Source organism: Schaalia dentiphila ATCC 17982 (assembly GCF_000154225.1).
GTDB classification, from domain to species: domain Bacteria; phylum Actinomycetota; class Actinomycetes; order Actinomycetales; family Actinomycetaceae; genus Pauljensenia; species Pauljensenia dentiphila.
The window spans coordinates 1,455,623-1,479,674 of the sequence record NZ_DS264586.1 but is presented as its reverse complement, the minus strand read 5'-3'; the positions used below and the strand labels follow the sequence as shown (position 1 = coordinate 1,479,674).

Here is a 24,052-nt window from a genome sequence, read left to right as displayed (position 1 = left end):
CGCGTGTGCGTGTCCCACAATAGAGCAGCTGAGCAAACCGATCAAACTGAGGAATATGACAATGAGTGAAGAGCAGGCTGAACCGCGTCGCGTCCTCGTCGCAGAAGACGAGGGGTTGATTCGTCTCGATATCGTAGAGACGCTGACGCAGGCGGGGTTCGAGGTCGTTGGCGAGGCTGCCGACGGTGAGGAAGCTGTCGAGCTTGCACTCGAGCTCGAACCCGATCTGTGCGTGATGGATGTCAAGATGCCGAAGATGGACGGCATCACCGCAGCAGAGAAGATCCTGCAGGAACTGTCCTGCGCTGTTGTCATGTTGACGGCTTTCTCCCAGACGGAGCTCGTTGAGCGTGCGCGTGACGCCGGCGCGATGGCATACGTCGTGAAGCCCTTCAGCCCTGCTGACCTGATCCCTGCCGTTGAGATCGCTCTGTCGCGTCACGCTGAGATCGAGTCGCTCGAGGATCAGATCGCCGATCTGTCGGATCGCTTCGAGACCCGAAAGCGCGTTGACCGCGCGAAGGGTCTGCTCATGAAGAATATGGGCATGAGCGAGCCTGAGGCCTTCCGCTGGATTCAGAAGACATCGATGGATCGTCGTCTGTCCATGCGTGAGGTTGCTGACGCGGTGATCAACCAGGTCGACGACTGAGTCATAGACGAGCGAATGGGGAGGGGCAATTGCCCCTCCCCATTGCTGTGTTCTAGCAACTCAGTCGTGGCTCGAACGCACCAGGATGCGGTTCGCCACGCGGGCGATGGAGATCAATCGGTCGGCCTCGTCGCGAATCTCCACGGTGTGGACGGTCGAGCTGCGGCCGAGGTGAACGGCGGTCGCGGTCGCAGTGATAATTCCCTCGCGTCCTGCACTGATATGGGAGGCGTTGAGTTCAGTCCCGACGGCGTAGGCCTGCTTGCCTGGGTTAGCTTCACGCGCATGAATTTGTGCTGCAAACGACGCCGCAGTCTCCGCGAGGGCAGCGGATGCGCCACCGTGGAGGATTCCGGCGCTCTGGCGGTTTCCGTCGATGGGCATGGAGATCACGGTGCGTGACGCGCTGTGCTCCAGCACTTCCATGCCGGTCGCTTCCATGAGGGTGCCGGGCCAGTGGGCGCCGACCCAGCCGCCCCGTGCGAGCGGATCGGGTGAGCAAGAATGCGTGTGTTTCGTCTGGTGATCGTGTGTCATGGCATCTAGGGTGGCATGTGTGAGTGACACTGTGCTGATTATTGACGGCCATTCGATGGCTTTTCGCGCGTTTTATGCCCTGCCGCCGGATAGCTTCGTGACGGCTACCGGCCAGCACACGAATGCGGTTTACGGCTTCGTTTCAATGCTGACGAGGCTGTTGGAAACCGAGCAGCCGACACACGTTGCTGTCGCTTTCGATGTGTCCAGACACTCATTCCGTACCGAGGAGTACCCGGAGTACAAGGGGACGCGCGACGCCACGCCCGAGGAGTTCAAGGGCCAGGTCGAGCTCATTCGCGAGGTGCTCGATGCGATGGGCATCGTGTCGCTCTCACGCGAGGGCTTCGAAGCGGACGACATTCTCGCGACGCTCGCGTACCGCGCCGGCAACGATGGTGCGACGGTCCTTGTCGTATCCGGCGACCGCGACTCCTTCCAGACGGTGACTGACAACGTCACGGTGCTGTACCCGGGCACGGGTCCCGGCGATCTGCGCCGCATGACTCCGCAGGCGGTGGAGGAGAAGTACGGGGTGCCGCCGCACCGCTATCCCGAGATTGCCGCAATCGTGGGTGAGACCTCGGATAACCTGCCCGGCGTTCCGGGTGTCGGCCCGAAGACTGCCGCGCAGTGGATTAACAAGTACGACGGCCTGGACAACCTTTTGGCGCGGGCCGACGAGATCGGTGGAAAGCGCGGAGCGGCCCTGCGTGAACACATGGACGACGTCGTGCGCAACCGCCGCCTCAATCGCTTGCTCACCGACATGGACCTTGAGGTGTCGCCCAGTGATCTGGCGCGCCGCCCCACGGATGTCGCCGCCATCGATCGGCTCTTTGATTCTCTCGAATTTGGTCGTCTGCGCCAGAAGGTGCGCGAGGTCGCTGGCATCGGCATGGGGGAGGGGCACGCCGATGAGGCTCCCGAGGCTGTGACCGAGGTGGAGATCTCGGTGGCCCTCGCGGATGCTTCCTGCGACATTGCCCAGTGGGCTCGCGCTCACTCGACGCTCGCCGTGCTCGTTGAAGGCGACCTGCGGCCGACTCGCGGCGATGTCACCCGCCTTGTCCTCGCCTCTGACAACGAGGCACTTGTGATCGACCCCGTCGAACTGAGCCCCCAGCAGGAGGAAGCACTCGGCGAGGTGCTCGCCACGGCCTTGTCCCTCATCGTGCACGACGCGAAGGGTGCGCGTCATGCTCTCTCCTCGCGCGGCTGGACTCTGGGCGGCGTCGAGTTCGACACGATGCTGGCGGCGTACCTTGCGCATCCCGATCAGCGCTCCCACAAGCTGGAGGATGTGCTCTCGCGTGTGCTTGGCGTCGTGATCGAGGAAGAGGAGGGTGACTCTGAGGCTCTCTTTGATCTCGGTGACATGGGAGCTGGCCCGAGCGCCGCCCAGGTGCGCGCCGGGAAGTTGGCCGCCCACCTTCACCCGCTCGCCTCGACTCTGCGCTCGCGCCTGGAGGAAAGCTCCGAGGCCGCGCTGCTCACCGACATGGAGATGCCGCTGTCGGTCCTGCTCGGTCAGATGGAAGACATCGGCATCGCCGCGGACACGTCCGTGCTGGACGGTCTATCCGACGAACTCGGCAAGGCCGTCGACGCCGCGCGCGAGGGCGCGTGGGCTGCCGCCGGCCGCGAGGTCAACCTGTCGAGCCCCAAGCAGCTCCAGGAGCTCCTCTTCGACCACTTCGGCCTGCCTAAGACGAAGAAGACGAAGACCGGGTACACGACGAACGCCGAGGCCCTGGCGGACCTGCACGCGAAGACCTCCGACGAGGGGGGAGCGGGGCACGACTTCCTCGGGTTCCTGCTCACCCACCGCGACCGCATCAAGCTCAAGCAGATGGTCGACTCCCTGTCCGCGACCGTCGCCTCTGACGGGCGCATCCACACGACCTTCTCCCAGGTCGCCGCAGCCACGGGGCGCCTCGCGTCCTCCGATCCGAACCTGCAGAACATTCCCGCGCGCAGCGCCGATGGTATGCGTATCCGCGGGGCCTTCGTCGCAGGTGAGGGATTCGAGTCGCTCATGAGCGCCGACTACTCGCAGATCGAGATGCGCCTCATGGCGCACCTGTCGGGGGACGAGGCACTCATCGAAGCGTTCAACTCCGGCGAGGACCTGCACCGCACGATGGCATCGATGGTGTTCGGAACGCCGGTCGCCGAGGTCAGCGCCGAGGAGCGCTCGCGCATCAAGGCAACGTCCTACGGCCTCGCGTACGGCCTGTCCTCCTACGGACTCGCCGCCCAGCTCGGCATTCCCGTGCCCGAGGCCGCCGCCCTGCGCGACCGCTACTTCGAACGCTTCGGGAAGGTGCGCGACTACCTTGAGGGCCTGGTCGCCCAGGCGCGAGCAGACGGGTACACCCAGACGATGTTCGGGCGCCGCCGCTACCTGCCCGACCTGCGCTCGTCGAACCGTCAGCGGCGCGAGATGGCCGAGCGCGCCGCACTCAACGCGCCCATCCAAGGCAGCGCCGCAGACATCGTCAAGATCGCCATGATCAATGTCGTCGACGCCCTGTCCGAGGCCGGCCTGAAGTCGCGCCTCCTCGTGCAGATCCACGACGAATTGCTCGTCGAGGTCGCGCCGGGCGAGGCGGCCGCCGTCGAAGCGATCGTCCGCGACAAGATGGCGACGCCCGTGGAGCTCTCCGTTCCGCTCGATGTTGCTGTCGGAGTCGGGCGGTCGTGGCAGCTTGCGGCTCACTGACCGGCGTGGCGACGCGACGCACACCACGGAAAGTGTCGCCAAATTCGTCACATTTGCCAGTTAAAGGCTGCTAAACTAGTTCACGGTGTCTGGGGATAAGTGCATCCGCATTCGTCTCGGGACGCCGGAACTGTCCATCTACTATCCAGTCCGTTTCGGAGAAACTACTACATGACCACCAACACGCCGCAGGTCGCTATCAACGACATTGGTTCGGAAGCAGACCTGATCGCAGCCATCGACGAGACCATCAAGTACTTCAACGATGGTGACATCGTCGAGGGCACTGTCGTCAAGGTCGACCACGACGAGGTCCTCCTTGACATCGGCTACAAGACCGAGGGTGTCATCCTCTCTCGCGAGCTGTCCATCAAGCACGACGTGAACCCCGACGACGTTGTCGCCGTGGGCGACCAGATCGAGGCGCTCGTCCTCCAGAAGGAAGACAAGGAAGGCCGCCTCCTCCTGTCGAAGAAGCGTGCGCAGTACGAGCGCGCGTGGGGCCAGATCGAGAAGGTCAAGGAAGAGGACGGCGTCGTTACCGGTACCGTCATCGAGGTCGTCAAGGGCGGCCTGATCCTCGACATCGGCCTGCGTGGCTTCCTGCCCGCCTCCCTCGTCGAGATGCGTCGCGTTCGCGACCTCGCCCCCTACATCGGTCGCGAGATCGAAGCGAAGATCATCGAGCTCGACAAGAACCGCAACAACGTGGTCCTGTCCCGCCGCGCATGGCTCGAGCAGACCCAGTCCGAGGTCCGCACGAACTTCCTGCACACCCTGCAGAAGGGCCAGGTGCGCTCCGGCGTCGTTTCCTCCATCGTCAACTTCGGCGCGTTCGTCGATCTCGGTGGTGTCGACGGCCTGGTTCACGTCTCCGAGCTGTCCTGGAAGCACATCGACCACCCGTCCGAGGTCGTCGAGGTTGGCCAGGAAGTCACCGTCGAGGTTCTCGACGTCGACATGGATCGCGAGCGCGTCTCCCTGTCGCTCAAGGCCACCCAGGAAGATCCGTGGCAGGCATTCGCCCGCACCCACGCCATCGGCCAGGTTGTGCCCGGCAAGGTCACCAAGCTGGTCCCCTTCGGCGCGTTCGTCCGCGTCGAGGACGGCATCGAGGGCCTCGTCCACATCTCCGAGCTGGCTCAGCGTCACGTCGAGCTGCCGGACCAGGTCGTCAAGGTTGGCGAAGAGGTCTTCGTCAAGGTCATCGACATCGACCTCGAGCGTCGCCGCATCTCCCTGTCCCTCAAGCAGGCCAACGAGGGCGTGGATCCGACCTCCGAAGAGTTCGATCCTTCGCTCTACGGCATGGCCGCCGAGTACGACGAGAACGGCAACTACAAGTACCCCGAGGGCTTCGATCCGGAGACCCAGGAGTGGATGGAAGGCTTCGACGCTCAGCGCGAGGCTTGGGAAGCCCAGTACGCCGAGGCTCAGGCCCGCTGGGAGGCCCACAAGGCTCAGGTCCGCAAGGCCCTCGAAGAGGACGCCGAAGCGGCTCCCTCCATCGAGGAGCAGGCCTCCTATTCGACCCCGGTCGACAACGAGGGCACCCTTGCTTCCGACGAGGCCCTGGCCGCGCTGCGTGAGAAGCTGACGAACAACTGAACCAGTCTTTCTGACTGAGCTTCGACTCGTCAGTTCACGACAGTGAACGCATGAGTGGTGGTCCCCAGGTTTTCCTGGGGGCCACCACTTTATTGTGTGGTTGCTGCGCCGCCAGATTTCCGGCCGCCTCGCGGCGGCCTCCAATCGGGCGGCCTAGTTGCTCAGCAATGTCGCACGTAATTCCGTTGGATCTGTTTCACATACTGAAGACGTATCGTTGGAATTGTAACGTTTTGATAGGGTCTCGAAAACTGACCTCTGGAAACTATGTGAGACTTTTGTTCTGACTGACGTCGTGGCCTCGTCGCATTGACAACGAGACCCCGCTCAACAACGATGCTGTGCGGGGTCTGGTGTTGACGGTGATCAGGTGGCTGAACGCTTCATCACTGCCACGTCGATGCTCGCGCCGATCACCGCTGCGATGACCGTGGGGAGAATCCAGCCAAGCTGGTTCGCCTGGAGCGGGCTCCACATGAGGAACGAGTTAATCACGTCAGGCTTGACCCCCACATGAGCCAGCGTTGTCGCTGCCGACCACGCTGCCGCCATCCAGGTGCCCAGGCGGAACGCCCACAGCGCCGGGGTGGCCAGGCGCAGCGGGTGGGTCGCGATCGTCAGGAACACGATGGTGATCGCGATGGGGTAGAGGAACGTGATGATCGGTACCGCGATGGCAAGCACCGAGCTTAGTCCCGCAGAAGCCAGCACGAAGGAGATGATTGTGAAGACGATCATCCACGCGCGGTACGAAATGGCCGGGACCAGGCGGTGGAAAAACTCAGAGGTCGCTGCGATCAGGCCGACCGCCGTTGTCATGCAGGCCGTCAGCACGATGAGGCCGAAAACGATTTGTCCGGGCCAACCCATCGTCATCTGGGCGGCGTCCGCGAGCAGCGACGCGCCGTCACTGTAGCTCTGAGCATTCGGGATCACGTGACCGATGAGTCCCAGGCCCACGTAGACGACGGCAAGCAGTGAACCCGCGATAATGGCCGCCGTCGACGTACGGCGCACGACCTTCGCCCCGATGCCACCGCCGGTGTGTCCAAGCGACGTGACAACGATGATGCCGAAAGACAGAGCGGCGATAGAGTCCATCGTCATGTAACCCTCGAGTAGGCCCGCCGCCAGGGGAGTGGCAGCGTACTCGCCGGTTGGAGCATCATGCGAAGCGGGCAGCGACGCCAGGCACAGGAAGACGAGGAGGACGAGAAGCCCGAGCAGGATTGGGGTGAGGATCTTTCCGAGGTTGTCGATGATTGTGCCGGGATTCCAACACAAGTAGAACGCGATGCCGAAGAAAACGAAGCTGAAGATGACCGACGCGGTCAGCGACTTCGTGCCGATGAGAGGTGCGACGGCCGTCGAGAAAGACACTGCGCCTGTACGTGGGAGCGCGTAGAAGGCACCGATCGACAGGTACACCATGATCGAAAAGACGATCCCGAAAGACTTGCCGGCGCGGCTCACGAGGTCGCGCATGTCTGTGCCCGACAGCGCGATCGTGATGATGGAGATGACGGGCAGCGCCACGCCGCCGATCAGGAAGCCGATCATCGCAGGCGCGAAATTGGTGCCCGCCGATGCACCCATGATCGGCGGAAAAATCAGGTTACCTGCGCCGAAAAACATAGAGAAAAGCGTCAGAGAGGTCGCGATGAGGACAGCGGTGCTGCTTGAGCGTCCAGCGGAATCGTCATTGACTGTCTGCGTCACTGCTACTCACTTGATGGTGTGGGTTCTATAACAGCCCCAATTCTTGCATGACGACCACATAAAGCAACAATTGGCGGGCTACCCTGTGGGTGTGAACACGACTCTGAGTTGCGGGGCTTGCACGGCGACCCTCATTCGTCCGATGGGTGCGCCTCACCCGCAGGGACCGCGCCGCATTGTTGCGGTCAGCGGAGGCATCGGTTCAGGTAAGTCCTCGGTGACGCGCGTCTTCGCAACTCGGGGTGCGGTGACGGCGGACGCCGACGCGATTGCGCGGGAGATCCTCGAACCGGGCGAGCCGGCGCTGAGCGAGGTCGCACGTGCTTTTGGAGGCGACCTGCTGAGGCAGGATGGGAGCTTGGACCGCGCGCTCTTGGCCTCCCGGGTCTTCGGAGGTGAAGGAGCTGACGAACGCGTCGCTCGGCTCAATGCCATCACCCACCCCCTCATTGAGGCGCGCGCGTGGTCGATCCTGCGTGGAGCCCCGGAGGGGAGCCTCGCGGTCTACGATATTCCGCTTCTCATCGAAGGGGACCATGTGGATCGCTTCGATGCGGTCGTCATCGTGGCCGCACCCATCGAGGAACGCGTTAAGCGCCTGGAGGGCAGGGGAGTTGCGCCCAAGGATGCGCGTGCACGTATCCGCGCCCAGGCCTCGTCGCAGGAGCGCCGCGCGATCGCAACGATCTGGATTGACAACGAGGGCAGCTCCGACGACCTCGAGGAAGTCGCGCGCCTCGTCTATGAGCGTTGGCTGACCCCGGACGCTCCCGTCACCGTGTGACGAGGCCGGGGCGACCACGCTCGTCGCGAACCCGTGCGCTTTGTGCGCGCAGGAGACTTGCCTGGGCGGTAGCGTAGGAGCGTGAGCAATAATGTCGTGACCCGCCAGAACAAGCCTTTCGAGGTCATCTCTCCCTATACGCCGTCGGGCGACCAGCCCAAGGCGATCCGGGAGCTGGCTGCGCGCATTCGAGACGGTGAACAGGACGTCGTTCTCATGGGCGCGACGGGCACGGGTAAGAGCGCGACCACGGCCTGGCTGATTGAGGAGCTGCAGCGTCCCGCTCTGGTACTTGAGCCGAACAAGACGCTTGCAGCCCAGCTCGCGGCCGAGTTCCGCGAGCTGCTTCCGAACAACGCCGTCGAGTACTTTGTCTCCTACTACGATTACTACCAACCCGAGGCCTACGTTCCCCAGACGGATACCTTCATCGAGAAGGACTCCTCGATCAACGACGAGGTCGAGCGGCTGCGCCACAGCGCTACGAACTCGCTGCTCACGAGGCGCGACACGGTCGTCGTCTCCTCGGTGTCTTGCATCTACGGCCTCGGTACTCCCGAGGAATACGTAGCCCGCATGATTGAGCTCGAGCGGGGTATGATCATCGACCGCGACTCTCTCCTGCGGCGCTTCGTCGCCATGCAGTACGTGCGCAACGACTTGGCTTTTACACGCGGCACGTTCCGCGTGCGCGGCGATACGATCGAGATCATTCCCGTGTATGAGGAGCTTGCGATCCGCATCGAGATGTTCGGCGACGAGATCGAGTCTCTTGCCGTTCTCCATCCGCTCACCGGCGACGTCATCGATCACGTCGACCACACGTACCTTTTCCCGGCCTCGCACTACGTGGCCAGCGAGGAACGTATGAAGAAGGCGATCGCCTCCATCGAGGATGAGCTCGATGATCGCCTTGCGTGGTTCCGCGGCCAGAACAAGCTGCTCGAGGAGCAGCGCCTGCGCATGCGCACCACCTTCGACCTGGAGATGCTCAAAGAAATCGGCTCGTGCTCGGGTGTCGAGAACTATTCGCGCCACATCGACGGGCGCGGACCGGGCACGCCTCCGCACACGCTGCTGGACTACTTCCCCGACGATTTCCTGCTCATCATCGACGAGTCGCACGTGACCGTTCCACAGATCGGCGCGATGTTTGAGGGAGACATGTCGCGTAAGCGCACCCTCGTCGACTACGGGTTCCGCCTGCCCTCCGCGATGGACAACCGCCCTCTGAAGTGGGATGAGTTTACCGAGCGCATTGGACAGACCGTCTACCTGTCGGCGACCCCCGGCCCCTACGAGCTTGAACGCTCCGACGGCGTCGTCGAGCAGATCATTCGCCCGACGGGCCTCGTTGACCCGCTCGTCGTCGTCAAGCCCACCGAGGGTCAGATCGACGACCTCCTGGAGCAGGTGCGTGTGCGCGTCGAACGCGACGAACGAGTCCTCGTCACCACCCTGACGAAGAAGATGGCCGAGGAGCTCACGACCTACCTCGCCGAGCGGGGCGTCAAGGTCGAGTATCTGCACTCCGACGTCGACACTCTGCGCCGCGTCGAGCTACTCCGCGAGCTGCGCCTGGGCACGTTTGACGTGCTCGTCGGCATCAACCTGCTGCGTGAGGGCCTCGACCTGCCCGAGGTCTCCCTCGTGTCGATCCTCGATGCGGACAAGGAAGGCTTCCTGCGCTCGACTCGCTCGCTCATCCAGACGATCGGCCGCGCCGCCCGAAACGTGTCCGGTGAGGTCCACATGTACGCGGACAACATGACGGATTCGATGAACGAGGCCATCTCGGAGACGATGCGTCGTCGCGAGATCCAGATCGCCTACAACAAGGAACACGGCATCGACCCGCAGCCGCTGCGTAAGAAGATCTCCGACGTGACCGACATGCTCGCCCGCGAGCAGGTTGATACGCAGACCCTCCTCGAGGGCGGGTACCGCAAGGAAAAGAGCAAGAGGGAGCGTAGCGACGCGACCGGTGGCGGCCGCGCCGTGACATCGGGTCAGCGGGCTGAGGCTGAGCTTGCCGAACTCATCGAGGAGCTGTCCGCCCAGATGATGACAGCCGCCCAGCACCTCCAATTCGAGGTCGCGGCTCGCATGCGTGACGAGATCGAAGACCTGAAGAAGGAACTGCGCGCCATGAAGCGCGCCCACTGACGTCGGCCCCGCCCCGGTTGCCTGTCGGCGTGAGGCGGCCCCGGCCTCGTCGATAGGCACTCCGGTGAGAATCGCGACCGACGCCACGTCGCACGCGGGGACGCGACGTGAGGTGCACCGACTAGGATGGAAGCGTTAGCGGAGGGGAGTACTCCCACCAACAGTGGCGTCGTCATCACGACGGCCCGCCCATGCGGCGTGGCCTCCGGCGTCACCGGCCAGGATTTCCTGGCGGGAGGAGACCTCCGGTACCCGACTCGTACCGGAGGCCCCACGTATGCACGTGCACGCCCTTGCCTGGATCGTCCTGGCTGGCATCATCCTGAGCATGATCGTCGTCGACATCGTCGGCCACGTCCGCACACCCCACGAACCCACGCTTAAGGAAGCGACCTGGTGGTCTGTCGCCTACATTGCGATCGCCCTTATTTTCGGCGCCATCGTCTGGGCGGTCTGGGGACCCCAATACGGCCAGGAATACCTCGGCGGTTACATCACCGAAAAAGCGCTGAGCATTGACAACCTCTTCGTGTTCGTCATCATCCTGTCCACCTTCCGCGTGCCCAGGAAAAACCAGCAGGAGGTGCTGCTTGCCGGCATCATCATCGCGCTGGTTCTGCGCCTCATCTTCATTCTGGCGGGTGCCGCGCTCATCGAAAACTTCTCGTGGGTCTTCTACCTGTTCGGCGCGTGGCTGCTGTGGACCGCGATCAGCCAGGTCCGCGAAGGCTCTAGCGATGACGACGACGAGGAGTACCGCCCGCCGTCAATCGTGCGCTGGGTGTCGAAGATCGTGCCCGTCACCGACGGCTTCATCGGCTCGCGTATGCTTTACCGCCACGGCGGACGCACGTACATCACACCGATGCTGCTGTGCGTCATTGCGATCGGCACCGCCGACGTCATGTTCGCCGTCGACTCGATCCCCGCGATCTACTCGCTGACCTCCGAGGCGTACCTGGTGTTCGCTGCCAACGCGTTCTCGCTGCTCGGCCTGCGCCAGCTCTACTTCCTCATCGATGGCCTGCTCGACCGCATCGTGTTCCTCCACTACGGCCTTGCGGCGATTCTGGGCTTCATCGGCTTCAAGCTGATCAACCACGCGCTGCACACCAATGAGCTGCCCTTCATCAATGGCGGCCATGAGGTAGCCGCGATCCCCGAGCCGTCCATCGCGTTCTCCCTGGGCTTTATCGTCGTCACCATCCTGGTCACGGTCCTGGCCTCCCTCGCGGTTTCCAGCAAACGGCGCGCGTGACGTGAGCCGACCGTGGGACAGAGCTAAAATTCCATGGTCGGATAGTTAAGAGGTACACATGGTTGTTCACCCCTGGGCGTGGGGCATTCTGGCCCTCGTTGCCATCGGTCTGGTTGCGCTCGATTTTCTCGGGCATGCCCGTAATCCCCATCCGCCGACGGCTGCCGAGGCAGCGCGTTGGACGCTGTTCTACGTCGGGTTGGCGGCCGTTTTCGGCGTCGGAATCTGGCTGACCAACGGGTGGCTGTACGCCCAGGAGTTCTACGCGGGATGGGCGATGGAATGGTCGCTGTCCGTGGACAACCTTTTCGTGTTCATCCTGATCCTGAAAGCGTTCCGGGTCCCGCGGGAGAACCAGCAGAAGGCGCTGCTCTTCGGCATCGTCATCGCACTGGGGCTGCGCCTTGCGTTTATTCTGCTGGGTGCCGCGCTGGTGGCGCGCTTCTCCTGGGTGTTCTTCATTTTCGGCGTATGGCTGCTGTGGACTGCTTTCTCGCAGATCAAGGAGACCGTGACCGGTGGCAGTGACGACGAGGAGTACGAGGAGAACGCCTTCATCCGCGTCGTACGTCGAGTCCTGCCCATCACGGACGGCTTTATCGGCGACCGCATGCTGTACCGTCACGGTGGTCGCACGTACCTCACCCCGCTGTTCGTCGTCGTGCTTGCCCTGGGCTCCGCCGACCTCATGTTTGCCTTCGACTCGATTCCCGCGATCTTCGGTATCACCTCGCAGGCGTTCCTGGTGTTTGCGTGCAACGTGTTTGCACTCATGGGGCTGCGACAGCTGTTCTTCCTGGTGGACGCGCTCCTCGGAAAGCTCGTGTACCTGGGTTACGGCCTCGGCGTCATCCTGAGTTTTATCGGCATTAAGCTGATTCTTGAGGCCCTGCATGCAAACACGCTCCCGTTTATTAACGGCGGTCGCGGGCTCGAGTGGGCGCCGGAGATTTCGGTGTCCGTGTCGCTGGGAGTCATCGTCGTGACTCTCGTGGTCACCGTGATTGCGTCGCTGGTGCGCAGCGCGATGGACGAGGAGGGTGCTGATGAGCGCTGACAGCCTGACGATCGATGAACATGGCCTGAGCGCCGCCGAGGTCGCCGAGCGCGTTGCGCGCGGAGCGGTCAACCGGGTGAAGGACCGTACGTCCCGCTCGGTGACGTCGATTATTCGAGAGAACGTGCTGACGCTGTTCAACGCGATCATCGTCGCGGCGTCCGTGATCGTGCTTCTGTTCGGCGACCTGCGTGATGGCATTTTCGGCGGCGTGATGATCATCAACGCGGTGATCGGCATCGTGTCTGAGCTGCGTGCCAAGCGAACCCTCGACTCGCTCGCTATCGTGGATGCTCCGCAGGCGACCGTCTTGCGTGACGGCACCCTGTCGGTCGTTCCCGCACGTGACGTCGTGCTCGACGACGTCATCGATCTGACGCTCGGCGATCAGGTGAGCGTGGACGGCACGGTCCTGTCCTCGGCGGGCCTCGAAATCGATGAGTCGCTGCTGACCGGCGAGTCGCGCCCGGTGAAGAAAAAGCAGGGCGATCAGCTGTTGGCTGGCACGAGCGTCGTCGCCGGTGCTGGCCGCATGGTGGCCACGGCTGTCGGTGAGCGCGTCTACGCGCAGGGCCTGTCCGAACAGGCGCGCGCCTTCACGCGTACGGTCTCGGAGATCCAGACGTCGATTAACCGGGTGCTGCAGGTCGTCTCCGTCATGCTGCTTCCGATCGTCGTCCTGACCTTCTACTCGCAAAATCGCATCGCCGGCGGACACGGGGGAGACTGGCGCGAGGCCCTCGTGCTCTCGGTCGCCTCGGTGATCGGCATGATCCCGCAGGGCCTGGTGCTCCTGACGTCCATGAACTTCGCGATCGGCTCGGCGACGCTGGCACGCCGGGGCGTGCTCGTCCAGGAACTTCCTGCCGTCGAGGTCCTTGCGCGCGTGGACTGCCTGTGCCTCGACAAGACGGGTACGCTGACGACCGGCGGTATTCGAGTGCGTGGCGTTGAGGTCGTTTCCGGTGACGAAGCCGTGGTCCTCCGGGCGCTGGCAAGCGCAGCGAGCGACCGCACCAACGCGACGGCGGAGGCCATCTGGGAGCACCTGGGCGAATCTGAGTGTTCCGGCGCGTCCGAGCGGATCGAGTGGTCTGTCCCCTTCTCCTCGGCCCGCAAGTGGAGCGCGTGGGGGAGCGGGAGGGAATCCTGGATTCTCGGCGCCCCCGAGTTCGTCATTGACGAGGCCTCGGCCGCCAACGCCGAGCTCCTCGCGAAGGTGCGCGGCATCGCGCAGGAGGGCTCCCGCGTGGTGGCCCTCGTCCATGCCGACGAGGCTGTGGTCGATGACGAGCTTCCCGCACGCCGTTCGGTTGCCGCCCTTGTGGTCCTCGAGGAGGACCTGCGCCCTGACGCCGCCGAGACTCTCGACTACTTCCGTTCCCAGGATGTGCACGTCCGCGTCATTTCGGGTGACAACCCGACGACGGTGGGTGCTTTGGCCGCGCAGGCTGGCCTGACCGCGCCCGACGGTACGCCCGCGCGCCTCATGGACGCGCGCGATCTGCCTGAAGACCTGACCTCTGAGGCATTCATCGACGCGATCGAGAACCACGACGTGTTCGGGCGCGTGACTCCCGAGCAGAAGCGTGCGATGGTTGGCGCGCTCCAGGCACGCGATCACTGCGTGGCGATGACGGGAGATGGCGTGAATGACGCCCTCGCGCTCAAGGACGCCGACTTGGGTATCGCGATGGGGAACGGCACGCAGGCCACGAAGGCCGTCGCGCAGATTGTTCTCGTGGACTCGAAGTTTTCTGTCCTGCCCGGTGTCCTGTCCGAAGGCCGCCGTATTATCGCCAACATGGAACGCGTGTCCTCGCTGTTCCTGGCGAAGACCACCTACGCCGCCGTCCTCGTTATCGTTACGGCCCTGGTCGGCTGGCGTTACCCGTTCCTGCCCCGCCAGTTCAGCTACATCGACTCGCTGACCATCGGTATTCCCGCGTTCTTCCTGGCGCTGTGGCCGAACCCGCGCCGCTACGTGCCCGGTTTCTTGAAGCGCACGCTGTCGCTCGCAATGCCCACGGGTATCATCCTCGCGGCGGCTGCCCTCACCGCCTTCGGTATCGTCGACGGCCCTCCGCAGGCGCGCGAGTCCACGGCCGCGATCCTCTCCCTCATGCTGGGGGCCATCTGGCTGCTCGTCATCACGTCGCGCCCGCTCTCGACTTGGAAGTGGGTGCTCCTGGTCAGCGTCATCTCCGCGACCGTGGGCGGCGTGCTCATTCCGCCCGTGCGCCACTTCTTCTCGATGGTCGCGCCGAGCGGATACGAGTGGCTCGTCATCGCGTGCGTCGGTGCCTGCGCCGCCCTCCTCATCGAGGTCGCTCAGCGCATCTTCTACGCGCGCCAGTTCGCCCGATCCCTGGAGGGGTGAGAACGTGTCAGGAAGCGTTGTTATCTTGGCTGTTTCGAGAAATCGTTTTGAACACAATACCCCATCCAAAGTATAATCTGACGTTTTGAAACTGAAGGATTCAAGCAAACTATGCGTTTAATTTCCTTATACTCAGGTGCAGGTGGACTCGACTTAGGTTTCGCTAAAGCCGGCTTCATTCCGGTGTTCTCAGCAGACATCAATCGAGATGCGGTCGATACGTATCGAACAATATCCAAAGCGGTGCAGGGTGAGTGGAAAAACGCAGCCGTTCTATTTGAAAACTGTGACGTCCGTTGTGGAGATGTGTTGGCCGAATCAAACGACCTCTCCGCAGGCGATGCTGAGATTGTCATTGGCGGGCCTCCCTGCCAAGGATTTTCTGTAGGCGGAAAGATGGACCCGGAGGATCTACGGATCCGGGAAGTGTTCCATTTCCTCGAAGTTGTCAAGCGAGTACGACCACTTGTCTTTGTAATGGAGAACGTGGAGGCACTAGCGACAAACGTAAAATGGAACCACATTCGTGAAAAAATGGAACAAGAAGTTTCCGGACTATATCATACAAACATTCATGTTTTGAATGCTGCTGACTACGGGGTGCCGCAGTTGAGAAGACGTATGTTCTTCGTTGGAATGATCGGTATGCATGCCTCCTATGCTGAGAGGCTTAAGGAAATGGTGATGATTCCAATTGCTTGCGGCGATGCGTTGAGAAAGATGCCAAAGTTTGGGCAAGTAGGTAATAATGATTGTGGAAACGCCCAGATTGTACCCGCAAAGAATCCGGTCCTTCGAAAATCCCCTTATTCGGGTATGTTATTCAATGGACATGGTAGGGTAATTAATCTATCCGAGCCCGCGCCAACAATTGTCGCTTCGCTTGGTGGAAATCGGACACCGATTGTCGACGAAAAAGCGCTGCGCGATGGCGCTGAACCATGGATACTTCAGTATCATGAGGAGCTCCAAAACTATCCGCACAAAAGCTACGAACAAATGCTTACAGACTCGCCATTGCGCAGGATTACCGTCGAAGAAGCGGCCTGTCTGCAGTCGTTTCCCGACGATTTGAAATTTGCGGGTCATCGGTCTTCACGGTACAGTCAGATCGGCAATGCTGTCCCGCCCATGTTGGCATATGCGTTAGCGAATGCGATAATGGCAGATCTTAAGTGACGTCTTTCGAACTGCAGGTGACAGCAAGAGCTTTTTTAATAATCGAAATATATGTAGCGTAATCTGGAATCTTGGTAAGGTTCAAATGTTGACCCGCTAGTGTCAATCTGATTCTGTCGATGAATGAATGTGTTTGCGTCAGTGAAAATTCACATCTTGCATCATCTGTTGTTTCGTAAGGTGTTGCGAGGCAGGGAATCCCAGGGCATTCTTGGTTCAGTAGGCCGTGCCATTGCGGTTTAGCTGCTTCACTAATTTTTATTGACCATTGCTGAGGTGGGCTTACTGTACATTGAATAATGTGTACCACTTCACGGGACCTGCGGTCTCCCCAAAAGTGACCTGCAAGTATGTCGGCACCGCCGTCTTTGATGCCAGGGCGTACTTTTGTTCTCGGATTAGGTGTGCCGAGGTTGAGGCGATTGAGCGTGTGCTGTAAGCGATTATAAAAGTTACCTGATCCCGCCCCCGTGCCGATTTGGGCGCAATCGTAACCGTGGTTCCTTAAGCAGTGAAGGACAATGGATTCAAAAAATAGGCGCAGTGTATTGTGTTCTCCCTTTGTTACGGCAGAAAATGCACTTTTTCTTCCGTATCCTTCTATTGCGCATAGTAAGAGAAGATGGGCGTATAGTTCCGTGTGAAAGTGATTGTGAATGAAACGTATCGTTGCCATATCTTTCGATATTTTAAAAGGGTAAGTGTTGCCCAGAACGGCGCTTCTGTCTCTAAGCTGCTCTAATAATAGCTCGACGTAGTCTGATTTTAAGTCGTTGCTATCGTTAGAATTAACGTCTTCGTTGGAGTTGTCTTCTGTTCCGGATGTGGCAGTATTTGCTACTGAGGTCCGTGTGCTCGGTGGGTTTAATGAAAGTCCAGCCTCTTCCCATATTGTAATCATGTTTCGGAGATTAATCGGCTCGTTATTTCCGCAATTCGATCGTAATAGGCAGGTGCACTCGATCCAGTCAAGGATCGGCGTTCTCCCTAGTTCCGGTGCTGCTGCGTCGTTCCAATCGACAGGGTTCAAGATTACAGTGGGATCGCCTAGCATTATGATCGTATTTCGTAGCTAGTGGTGTTTTTTAGAATAAATCGAACGCCAGTGGTGATTTGCTCTGTAATTAGGGACAACTGATTTGCTAATGTCTGAGTCTTTTCATCAACCTCAGATGGGTCCTCAATAGCCTCGCGCACAAGTTTCAACTGGTCGATTGTTGCCTGCAGAATTGCATTTGCTTTGAGTCCTTTAGCAATGGCAACTGCCGTTTCGAAATTCCTGTACTCGCGTAGGTGTTGCAGGGCTTCGGTATTATTAAGCACCTCTGCATAGTCTGCAACTTGGCGGCTGTCGGTTATGACGGCCTTTCGTGTTAATTTTCCATCGGGTCCATATTCGGGTGTTAGGTCTTTTAGTAGTCCGCTGAGCCTTTCTCCGTCAATATCCTTCAGGGCTTCGTCGATGCTCTTTGCTGACGTCCGTTGATCACGTGAAAAGCCGATATGGTCAAGGACTGCCAGATTGTTGTTCAGTCGCGACCAAACGCCGAATCGCTTAGAAAGAATATAACTTGTCTCGTGACTAAGTTTGAACTCGTCCCGAGCCTCGCGAAGGATGGAGTACTGAAGATACTGACTCATCACGCCTGCCCTGTTCGAACCAATTTCTCTGCCTATGACGTAAAATGGGTCTTCCGAAGAATCTGTATTGTTTTCCATCCATTTTTTAACGCGTTGCCAAACGTATCTAGCTTTGGCTGAAGGGAGCCACTGTTTCGGTCCATTTATGTGTCGGAATCCGAGGTAAGGTGCAAGCGACTCGCGATCATCAACGAAAATTACTGGAATTTCGAACAGATCGTCGAGCTGTTCTTCCTCACTCGTTCCGGCATCAAACGTTGCAATGCCCGCAGCCTGTGCTTCTTCGTCGTGATGTAGGTATTTAAGCGCAGCTAACCTTCGATTACCTTCAAGGACAATATTGTTTTGACGGTTGACGATCAAAGCTTCAGAGGTGAAAAAGCCATTTTCGAGGTAGCTTTGTGCGAGTTCGTTAAGGTCGTACTCCCGCTCGAAAAGCTTGAGTAACTCGACGGTGCTCGCGCCCATCATCTCCTCAGGTAAGCGAGGGTTCTGCGGATCGAGCTTTAGTTGTGTATAAGGGACGTAGTCAATCTGAGTTTTCAATGATTATCCCACCCTATTCCTAGTCGTTTATGTTTCGCCGATCAGAAGGCCCGGATGACGGGGTTCCACTCGCGGATCAGGCGCGCCTGGATGACTTCAGCGACGTAGAAGGGATCCTCGTTGAGGATGCGCTCGACGTCGGCCTGGCTCTCGGCGTTGATGAGGATCAGGGCGCCGGGGATCTCACCAACGAGCGGGCCCGAGGCGATGTTGATTCCCTGCTCGAGCAGTCCGGAGAGGAACGCGCGGTGCGTTGGGCGGACCTCGTCCATCGTCTCGGTCATCGAGGGGTTGTACACGTATTCGACTGCGTAGAATGCCATACGCACAACACTAGCCCCCATCCGCCCTTTTGCCTAGGGGACGGCTAGGATCGAGGGGTGCATGACAAGCTAATCATCCAGGGTGCCCGCGAACACAACCTCAAGGACGTGAACCTCGAGCTGCCCCGCGACTCCATGATCGTCTTCACCGGCCTGTCGGGATCCGGGAAGTCCTCCCTCGCCTTCGACACGATCTTCGCCGAGGGACAGCGCCGCTACGTCGAGTCCCTCTCGTCCTACGCCCGCCAGTTCCTCGGACAGATGGACAAGCCGGACGTGGACTTCATCGAAGGTCTGTCGCCGGCGGTGTCCATCGACCAGAAGTCGACGTCGCGCAACCCGCGCTCGACGGTGGGCACGATCACGGAGATCCACGACTACCTGCGTCTGCTCTACGCGCGCGCCGGCGTTGCACACTGCCCGGAATGCGGGGCTCGTATTCAGGCGCAGACGCCCCAGCAGATCGTCGACCGCGTGCGCACGATGGACGAGGGCACGCGCTTTCAGGTCCTGTCTCCGGTCGTGCGTGGCCGCAAGGGCGAGTACCAGGACCTCATCGACGAGCTTCGCTCAGAGGGCTACACGCGAGCTATCATCGACGACGAGATGGTTCGCCTCGAGAACGCTCCCAAGCTCGAGAAGAAGCTCAAGCACACCATCGAGGTCGTCGTCGACCGTCTCGTCGTGCGCGAGGGAATGCGCCAGCGCCTCACCGACTCCGTCGAGACCGCCCTGCGCCTGTCCGACGGCCTCGTCGTCATCGACTGCGTCGACCTGGACGCCGATGATCCCGAGCGTCGACGCCGCTTCTCCGAAAAACGTGCGTGCCCCAACGATCACCCGTTGATGCTCGACGAGATCGAGCCCCGTACCTTCTCCTTCAACGCACCCTACGGTGCCTGCCCGGACTGCTCGGGACTGGGCTTCCGCCTCGAGGTTGACCCCGAGCTGGTCGTTCCCGACGAGGAGCTTTCCCTCGCCGACGGTGCCGTCATTGTCTGGAACTCGAACTTCAAGTACCACAAGAAGCTCCTCGAATCCCTCTCCAAGGAGCTGGGCTTCGCGATGGGCACGCCGTGGAAGTCCCTGCCGAAGAAGGTCAAGGACGCCGTGTTGTACGGCAAGGACTACGAGGTCACGGTCAAGTTCCGTAACCGATGGGGGCGCGAGCGCTCCTACACGACGGGCTTCGAGGGCGCCGTCAAGTACATTGAGCGCAAGCGCGAGGAAACCGAGTCCGCGGCAGTGTCCGAAAAGCTCGACTCCTACATGCGCGAGATCCCGTGCCCGACGTGCCACGGTGCGCGCCTGCGTCCGGAGGTGCTGGCCGTGCGCATCGGCGACAAGTCGATCGCGGAGCTGTCTGACATGTCTATCGCGGATGCGCGCGCGTTCCTCGCGGACGTCGAGCTCGAGCAGCGCGCACGCTCGATCGCCGCGCCGATCCTCACCGAGATCGAGGCTCGTCTCGCGTTTCTCGTTGACGTTGGACTCACCTACCTGACGCTGTCGCGCGGTGCGGGCACTCTTTCGGGTGGCGAGGCACAGCGTATCCGCCTGGCCACGCAGATCGGCTCCGGCCTCGTCGGTGTCCTCTACGTCCTTGACGAGCCGTCGATCGGCCTGCATCAGCGCGACAATCGCAAGCTCATCGCCACCCTCGAGCGCCTGAGGGACCTTGGCAACACGCTCATCGTCGTCGAGCACGACGAGGAGACGATGGAGGCCGCCGACTGGATCGTCGACATTGGACCCGGTGCCGGTGAGACCGGCGGCTGGGTCGTGCACTCGGGCCCGCTGTCGGAACTGTTGGAGAACCGCAAGTCGCTGACCGGCCAGTATCTGTCGGGCAAGCGCCGCATCGTCCTGCCTCCGACCCGCCGCCCGATCGACAAGAAGCGCGTGGTGACCGTCAAGGGTGCTCGCGAAAACAACCTGAAGAACGTTGACGTGTCCTTCCCGCTCGGCGTGCTCACTGCCGTCACCGGCGTGTCTGGTTCCGGTAAGTCGACGCTTGTCAACGGTATCTTGTATCGCACCCTGGCCTCGCGCCTCAACGGCGCGCGCATGGTGCCCGGCCGCCACCGCACAATCACGGGTATCGAACAGCTCGACAAGGTCGTGCATGTTGACCAGAGCCCGATTGGTCGGACGCCGCGCTCGAATCCGGCGACCTACACCGGCGTGTGGGATCAGATCCGCAAGCTATTCGCTGAGACGCAGGAGGCGAAGGTACGCGGCTACGGTCCGGGACGCTTCTCCTTCAACGTCAAGGGCGGACGCTGCGAGTCGTGCAAGGGCGACGGCACCCTGAAGATCGAGATGAACTTCCTGCCCGACGTCTACGTGCCCTGCGAGGTTTGCCACGGCGCACGTTACAACCGCGAGACCCTCGAGGTCGAGTACAAGGGCAAGACCGTCGCGGACGTCCTCGACATGCCGATCGCCGAGGCCGCGCAGTTCTTCGCGCCGATCTCTCGCATCGCCCGCCACCTCAACACGCTCGTCGAGGTGGGCCTGGGCTACGTGCGCCTCGGCCAGAGCGCCACGACCCTGTCGGGCGGTGAGGCGCAGCGCGTGAAGCTGGCCTCCGAGCTGCAGCGACGCTCGACCGGACGCACGGTGTACGTGCTCGACGAGCCCACGACCGGCCTGCACTCCGAAGACATCCGCAAGCTCCTCCTGGTCCTCCAGTCGCTTGCTGACAAGGGCAACACTGTCATCGTCATTGAGCACAACCTGGACGTCATCAAGAGCGCCGACTGGATCATCGACATGGGTCCCGAAGGCGGCGCTGGAGGAGGCACGGTCGTCGCGCAGGGCACGCCCGAGGAGGTCGCGAAGGTCGGGGAATCCTTCACCGGCCAGTACCTCGCCGAGGTTCTCGCGAAGGAGGCCGCGCGCGACGCAGCTGCCCAGTAGCGTGAACGGTTAGGATGGGCCTTATGGTTCCTGGTTACCGCTATTTCGGCCACATGTACTACTGGCCAGCTTGGGTCCACCTAATCGTCATTGTGCTCATGGGCATCGCAGCCGCGCTCACGATCTCCGCGCTCATGGCACGCGGGGTCGGTCGATCGCGCGTCTTTGGCCTGAGCTGCAGCTTTGTGGCGGGCATCGGAAACCTGAGCTTGTGTGTTCTCGTGCAAGCCGAGGCCCGGCATACGTGGCTGATGGGCATGGTGGGCGTGCTCTATACGGTTGCGTTCGTCTTCTTGCTGATGACGCTCGTGTCTCTGTGGAGCGGTGGATCGAGCGGATTCCTGTGGTCGCGGGCCTTCCACCTGTTCCTGGTGGTCGCGATGGCGATCGCCGCAATCATTGAGTTTGCCTACCGTCTGGCGTACTGGATTCCGCTGCCCGTCGCGGGCGTCGCTGTCCTCCTCGCTCTCTTCTGCGCATTCGTCGCTGGTCGCAATAGCCGGGATTAGGAGGCGTCAACGCACGAAGTGGCCCCGACCTCGTCATTGCACGAGGCCGGGGCCGCTTTGTTGGTGCGCAATCACCGGGAAGGTTGCCGGGTTACTCCTGGCTCTTCTCTGCCTCGCCCGAAGCGTACAGGGCGTCGACCTCGTCGGCGTAGTCGGCCAAGACGCGGTGGCGCTTGAGCTTGAGAGAGGGGGTCATGTAGCCGTTCTCTACGGTAAAGGCAGCATTGACGATGCGGTAGCGCCGGATCGACTCGGCACGAGAGACCGCCTTGTTGGCGCGGGCGATCGCCTTCTCGAGCGAGTCGCGCACCTCGGGCAGGTTTGCGGCCTGCGCCGCGTCCACGACGGGCAGGCCGTGGGCCGCGAGCCACTCGGGGAGCATCTCCGTGTCCAGGGCTATGAGTGCGCCGATGTACGGGCGGTTATCGCCGACTACGATGATGTTCGCGATAAGCGGGTGCGTCGACAGGGACTCTTCGAGGATCTCGGGCGAGACGTTCTTGCCGCCCGCGGTGACGATGAGTTCCTTCTTGCGGCCCGTGATCCGAAGGTGGCCACGATCGTCGATGGAGGCGAGGTCGCCGGTCTTGAACCAGCCGTCGACGTAGGCCTCGGCCGTGGCCTTGGGCAGGTTGTGGTAGCCCTTCGACACGGAGATACCCTGAACGAGCAGCTCGCCGTCGGGAGCGATCTTCATACGGTTGCCCGGCCACGGGAAGCCCACTGAATCCGGCGGGAAGTCCTGCGGCGTCTCCACGGAGATCGGGCCGGTCGTCTCGGACAGGCCGTAGCCCTGCAGCAGCGTGATGCCCAGGCCGCGAAAGAAGTTCGCCAGGTCGAGGGCCAGGGGAGCGCCACCCGAGATGATCGTGTGCAGGTTCGGGCCCAGGATCGCGCGGACTTTCGACAGGACGAGCGCGTCGGCGACGCGGCCGCGCAGCTTGAGCGCGGTCGACGGACCGGGTGAGGGCATCGCGGAGGCGTCGGGAATGGGCGTCGTGTCCGGGCCGGGGCCGGCAACGGCGGACTCGGGCAGGGGAGAATCCACGTAGGCGGTGGCCGTGGACAGGGCGCGCGCCTGCTTGGCGGCCCAAGCGAACATGCGGCCCTTTATGCCGCCGCCAGCCTTCGCCGCCGCGGCGTTGTAGACCTTCTCCATGACTCGCGGGACAACGAGGAGCATTGTTGGCTTGAAGGTCGCGATGTCGTTGACCAGGTTGCGCGTGTCGGGGGAGAAAGCGGTGATGCCCTGGCCTGCGAGCAGGCAGTACATGACGAAACGTGCGAGCACATGGGCGACCGGCAGGAAGAGCAGGGAACGCGACTTCGGGTCGTTAATGAGGAGGGGCAGGAAGTCGTACGCCTGCAGCATCGGCGAGATGAAATTGCCGTGCGTGAGCACGACGCCCTTGGGCATGCCGGTCGTGCCGGAGGTATAGATGACCGTCGCCTCGTCGCTCAGCTTGACGGCGTCGGTGCGCTCGCGCACCTGCTCAACGCTCACGCCCTGTGCGGCACCGGTCAGGACGCGCTCGGCGCCGCGGTCCAGGGAGAGGATATGGCGCACGCCGTCGGTACGCACGGACTCGACCAGCTCGGCCTGCTGCGTGGTGGCCGTGATGACGATGCGCACGTCGGCGTCGGCCAGGATGTGCGCGATCTGCGAGGCCGAGTCCGTCTCGTAGATCGGCACGGTGATGGCACCGCAGGACAGCGCGGCCACGTCGATGAGCGCCCATTCGTAGGAGGTGGGGGCCAGGATCGCCAGGTGGTCGCCGGCTTCGAGCCCGATGCCGATGAGGCCACGCGCAATCGAGTCGGCCTCGCCGAGGAAGGTCTCCATCGTGACGTGACGCCACGCACCGACGTTGGAACGGCGCTCGATCGCGACCTGCCCGGGGTGAGATGCCACGCGCTGGTGGAGCATCTTCGGCAGGTTCATGTCCTCGGTGGCTTCTCGTGTCGCGATTGACTCCCATGAGCCGTCGGCGAGCCTGCGTACCGTCATTGCGGTCCTTTCGTGGGGTGGGCGCGGTGCGCCGTGCG

General features: G+C 61.7%; 17 protein-coding genes. 11 read left to right on the top strand and 6 right to left on the bottom strand.

The features are described from left to right. Positions 1 to 61: 61 nt before the first annotated feature. Entirely contained in the window at positions 62 to 652 is a 591-nt protein-coding gene (locus ACTODO_RS06265; protein WP_007588074.1) for an ANTAR domain-containing response regulator, read from the top strand. A gap of 60 nt (positions 653 to 712) precedes the next feature. Here ACTODO_RS06265 and ACTODO_RS06260 read toward each other — a convergent pair whose 3' ends face one another. Continuing rightward, positions 713 to 1,189 carry a PaaI family thioesterase gene (locus ACTODO_RS06260; protein ID WP_034512206.1) on the bottom strand — a complete coding sequence of 159 codons (477 nt, stop codon included), beginning with the start codon at positions 1,187 to 1,189 and terminating at the stop codon, positions 713 to 715. Between ACTODO_RS06260 and polA the strand changes: the two genes are divergently transcribed. Together polA and rpsA are read left to right on the top strand one after the other, a co-directional pair. Further along, positions 1,188 to 3,914 carry a DNA polymerase I gene (polA, locus tag ACTODO_RS06255; RefSeq protein ID WP_208853692.1) on the top strand — a complete coding sequence of 909 codons (2,727 nt, stop codon included), beginning with the start codon at positions 1,188 to 1,190 and terminating at the stop codon, positions 3,912 to 3,914. The two genes, ACTODO_RS06260 and polA, sit on opposite strands and share 2 nt — an antisense overlap. A gap of 171 nt (positions 3,915 to 4,085) precedes the next feature. After that, entirely contained in the window at positions 4,086 to 5,522 is a 1,437-nt protein-coding gene (rpsA, locus tag ACTODO_RS06250) for a 30S ribosomal protein S1 (protein WP_003792472.1), read from the top strand. Positions 5,523 to 5,888: 366 nt separating this feature from the next. Here the strand turns inward: rpsA and brnQ are convergent, their stop codons facing one another. After that, positions 5,889 to 7,241 carry a branched-chain amino acid transport system II carrier protein gene (gene brnQ, locus ACTODO_RS06245; protein WP_081445778.1) on the bottom strand — a complete coding sequence of 451 codons (1,353 nt, stop codon included), beginning with the start codon at positions 7,239 to 7,241 and terminating at the stop codon, positions 5,889 to 5,891. Between the two features lie 142 nt (positions 7,242 to 7,383). Here brnQ and coaE point away from each other — a divergent pair, with 142 nt between their 5' ends. The 6 genes from coaE (at position 7,384) to ACTODO_RS10600 (ending at position 16,065) form a co-directional block, all read left to right on the top strand. Continuing rightward, positions 7,384 to 8,025 (top strand): dephospho-CoA kinase, encoded by a 642-nt coding sequence (coaE, locus tag ACTODO_RS06240; protein ID WP_050749184.1) that lies wholly within the window; start codon positions 7,384 to 7,386, stop codon positions 8,023 to 8,025. 81 nt (positions 8,026 to 8,106) lie between these two features. Continuing rightward, positions 8,107 to 10,191, top strand: coding sequence for an excinuclease ABC subunit UvrB (uvrB, locus tag ACTODO_RS06235; RefSeq protein ID WP_034512201.1), 2,085 nt, complete (start codon positions 8,107 to 8,109; stop codon positions 10,189 to 10,191). 277 nt (positions 10,192 to 10,468) lie between these two features. Continuing rightward, positions 10,469 to 11,449, top strand: a complete 981-nt coding sequence (locus ACTODO_RS06230; protein ID WP_003792467.1) for a TerC family protein — start codon at positions 10,469 to 10,471, stop codon at positions 11,447 to 11,449. 58 nt (positions 11,450 to 11,507) lie between these two features. Then, positions 11,508 to 12,506, top strand: coding sequence for a TerC/Alx family metal homeostasis membrane protein (locus ACTODO_RS06225; protein ID WP_003792466.1), 999 nt, complete (start codon positions 11,508 to 11,510; stop codon positions 12,504 to 12,506). Further along, positions 12,496 to 14,886, top strand: a complete 2,391-nt coding sequence (locus ACTODO_RS06220; RefSeq protein ID WP_003792465.1) for an HAD-IC family P-type ATPase — start codon at positions 12,496 to 12,498, stop codon at positions 14,884 to 14,886. The genes ACTODO_RS06225 and ACTODO_RS06220 overlap by 11 nt, the downstream gene beginning before the upstream one ends. A gap of 111 nt (positions 14,887 to 14,997) precedes the next feature. Further along, the gene (locus tag ACTODO_RS10600; RefSeq protein ID WP_003792464.1) at positions 14,998 to 16,065 is read left to right on the top strand and encodes a DNA cytosine methyltransferase; all 1,068 of its coding nucleotides are present in this window, start codon (positions 14,998 to 15,000) and stop codon (positions 16,063 to 16,065) included. Here the strand turns inward: ACTODO_RS10600 and ACTODO_RS10800 are convergent. The 3 genes from ACTODO_RS10800 to ACTODO_RS06215 all read right to left on the bottom strand — a co-directional run bounded on the left by ACTODO_RS10800 (position 16,058) and on the right by ACTODO_RS06215 (position 18,575). Then, on the bottom strand, positions 16,058 to 16,966 hold the full coding sequence (locus ACTODO_RS10800; RefSeq protein WP_131332785.1) for a hypothetical protein: 909 nt from the start codon (positions 16,964 to 16,966) through the stop codon (positions 16,058 to 16,060). The two genes, ACTODO_RS10600 and ACTODO_RS10800, sit on opposite strands and share 8 nt — an antisense overlap. A gap of 152 nt (positions 16,967 to 17,118) precedes the next feature. Continuing rightward, entirely contained in the window at positions 17,119 to 18,252 is a 1,134-nt protein-coding gene (locus ACTODO_RS10795) for a ParB N-terminal domain-containing protein (protein ID WP_131332783.1), read from the bottom strand. Positions 18,253 to 18,293: 41 nt separating this feature from the next. Continuing rightward, positions 18,294 to 18,575 carry a YciI family protein gene (locus tag ACTODO_RS06215; RefSeq protein WP_003792462.1) on the bottom strand — a complete coding sequence of 94 codons (282 nt, stop codon included), beginning with the start codon at positions 18,573 to 18,575 and terminating at the stop codon, positions 18,294 to 18,296. Positions 18,576 to 18,632: 57 nt separating this feature from the next. Here ACTODO_RS06215 and uvrA point away from each other — a divergent pair, with 57 nt between their 5' ends. Next, positions 18,633 to 21,497 carry an excinuclease ABC subunit UvrA gene (gene uvrA / locus ACTODO_RS06210; protein ID WP_003792461.1) on the top strand — a complete coding sequence of 955 codons (2,865 nt, stop codon included), beginning with the start codon at positions 18,633 to 18,635 and terminating at the stop codon, positions 21,495 to 21,497. A gap of 14 nt (positions 21,498 to 21,511) precedes the next feature. Further along, positions 21,512 to 22,006, top strand: a complete 495-nt coding sequence (locus tag ACTODO_RS06205; protein ID WP_003792459.1) for a hypothetical protein — start codon at positions 21,512 to 21,514, stop codon at positions 22,004 to 22,006. Positions 22,007 to 22,097: 91 nt separating this feature from the next. Here the strand turns inward: ACTODO_RS06205 and ACTODO_RS06200 are convergent, their stop codons facing one another. Next, positions 22,098 to 24,014: an AMP-dependent synthetase/ligase gene (locus ACTODO_RS06200; protein WP_003792458.1), complete on the bottom strand. Its 1,917-nt coding sequence runs from the start codon at positions 24,012 to 24,014 to the stop codon at positions 22,098 to 22,100. Between the last annotated feature and the right edge of the window lie 38 nt (positions 24,015 to 24,052).

What these genes read in the sequence shown, in the direction of transcription:
- polA (WP_208853692.1), top strand. Translation starts at nt 1,188, where the DNA reads ATGGCATCTAGGGTGGCATGTGTGAGTGACACTGTGCTGATTATTGAC.
- ACTODO_RS10600 (WP_003792464.1), top strand. Translation starts at nt 14,998, where the DNA reads ATGCGTTTAATTTCCTTATACTCAGGTGCAGGTGGACTCGACTTAGGT.
- ACTODO_RS06220 (WP_003792465.1), top strand. Translation starts at nt 12,496, where the DNA reads ATGAGCGCTGACAGCCTGACGATCGATGAACATGGCCTGAGCGCCGCC.
- ACTODO_RS10800 (WP_131332785.1), bottom strand. Translation starts at nt 16,966, where the DNA reads ATGATTACAATATGGGAAGAGGCTGGACTTTCATTAAACCCACCGAGC.
- ACTODO_RS06230 (WP_003792467.1), top strand. Translation starts at nt 10,469, where the DNA reads ATGCACGTGCACGCCCTTGCCTGGATCGTCCTGGCTGGCATCATCCTG.
- rpsA (WP_003792472.1), top strand. Translation starts at nt 4,086, where the DNA reads ATGACCACCAACACGCCGCAGGTCGCTATCAACGACATTGGTTCGGAA.
- ACTODO_RS06215 (WP_003792462.1), bottom strand. Translation starts at nt 18,575, where the DNA reads ATGGCATTCTACGCAGTCGAATACGTGTACAACCCCTCGATGACCGAG.
- coaE (WP_050749184.1), top strand. Translation starts at nt 7,384, where the DNA reads ATGGGTGCGCCTCACCCGCAGGGACCGCGCCGCATTGTTGCGGTCAGC.
- ACTODO_RS06225 (WP_003792466.1), top strand. Translation starts at nt 11,508, where the DNA reads ATGGTTGTTCACCCCTGGGCGTGGGGCATTCTGGCCCTCGTTGCCATC.
- ACTODO_RS06205 (WP_003792459.1), top strand. Translation starts at nt 21,512, where the DNA reads ATGGGCCTTATGGTTCCTGGTTACCGCTATTTCGGCCACATGTACTAC.
- ACTODO_RS06265 (WP_007588074.1), top strand. Translation starts at nt 62, where the DNA reads ATGAGTGAAGAGCAGGCTGAACCGCGTCGCGTCCTCGTCGCAGAAGAC.
- ACTODO_RS06260 (WP_034512206.1), bottom strand. Translation starts at nt 1,189, where the DNA reads ATGACACACGATCACCAGACGAAACACACGCATTCTTGCTCACCCGAT.
- ACTODO_RS06200 (WP_003792458.1), bottom strand. Translation starts at nt 24,014, where the DNA reads ATGACGGTACGCAGGCTCGCCGACGGCTCATGGGAGTCAATCGCGACA.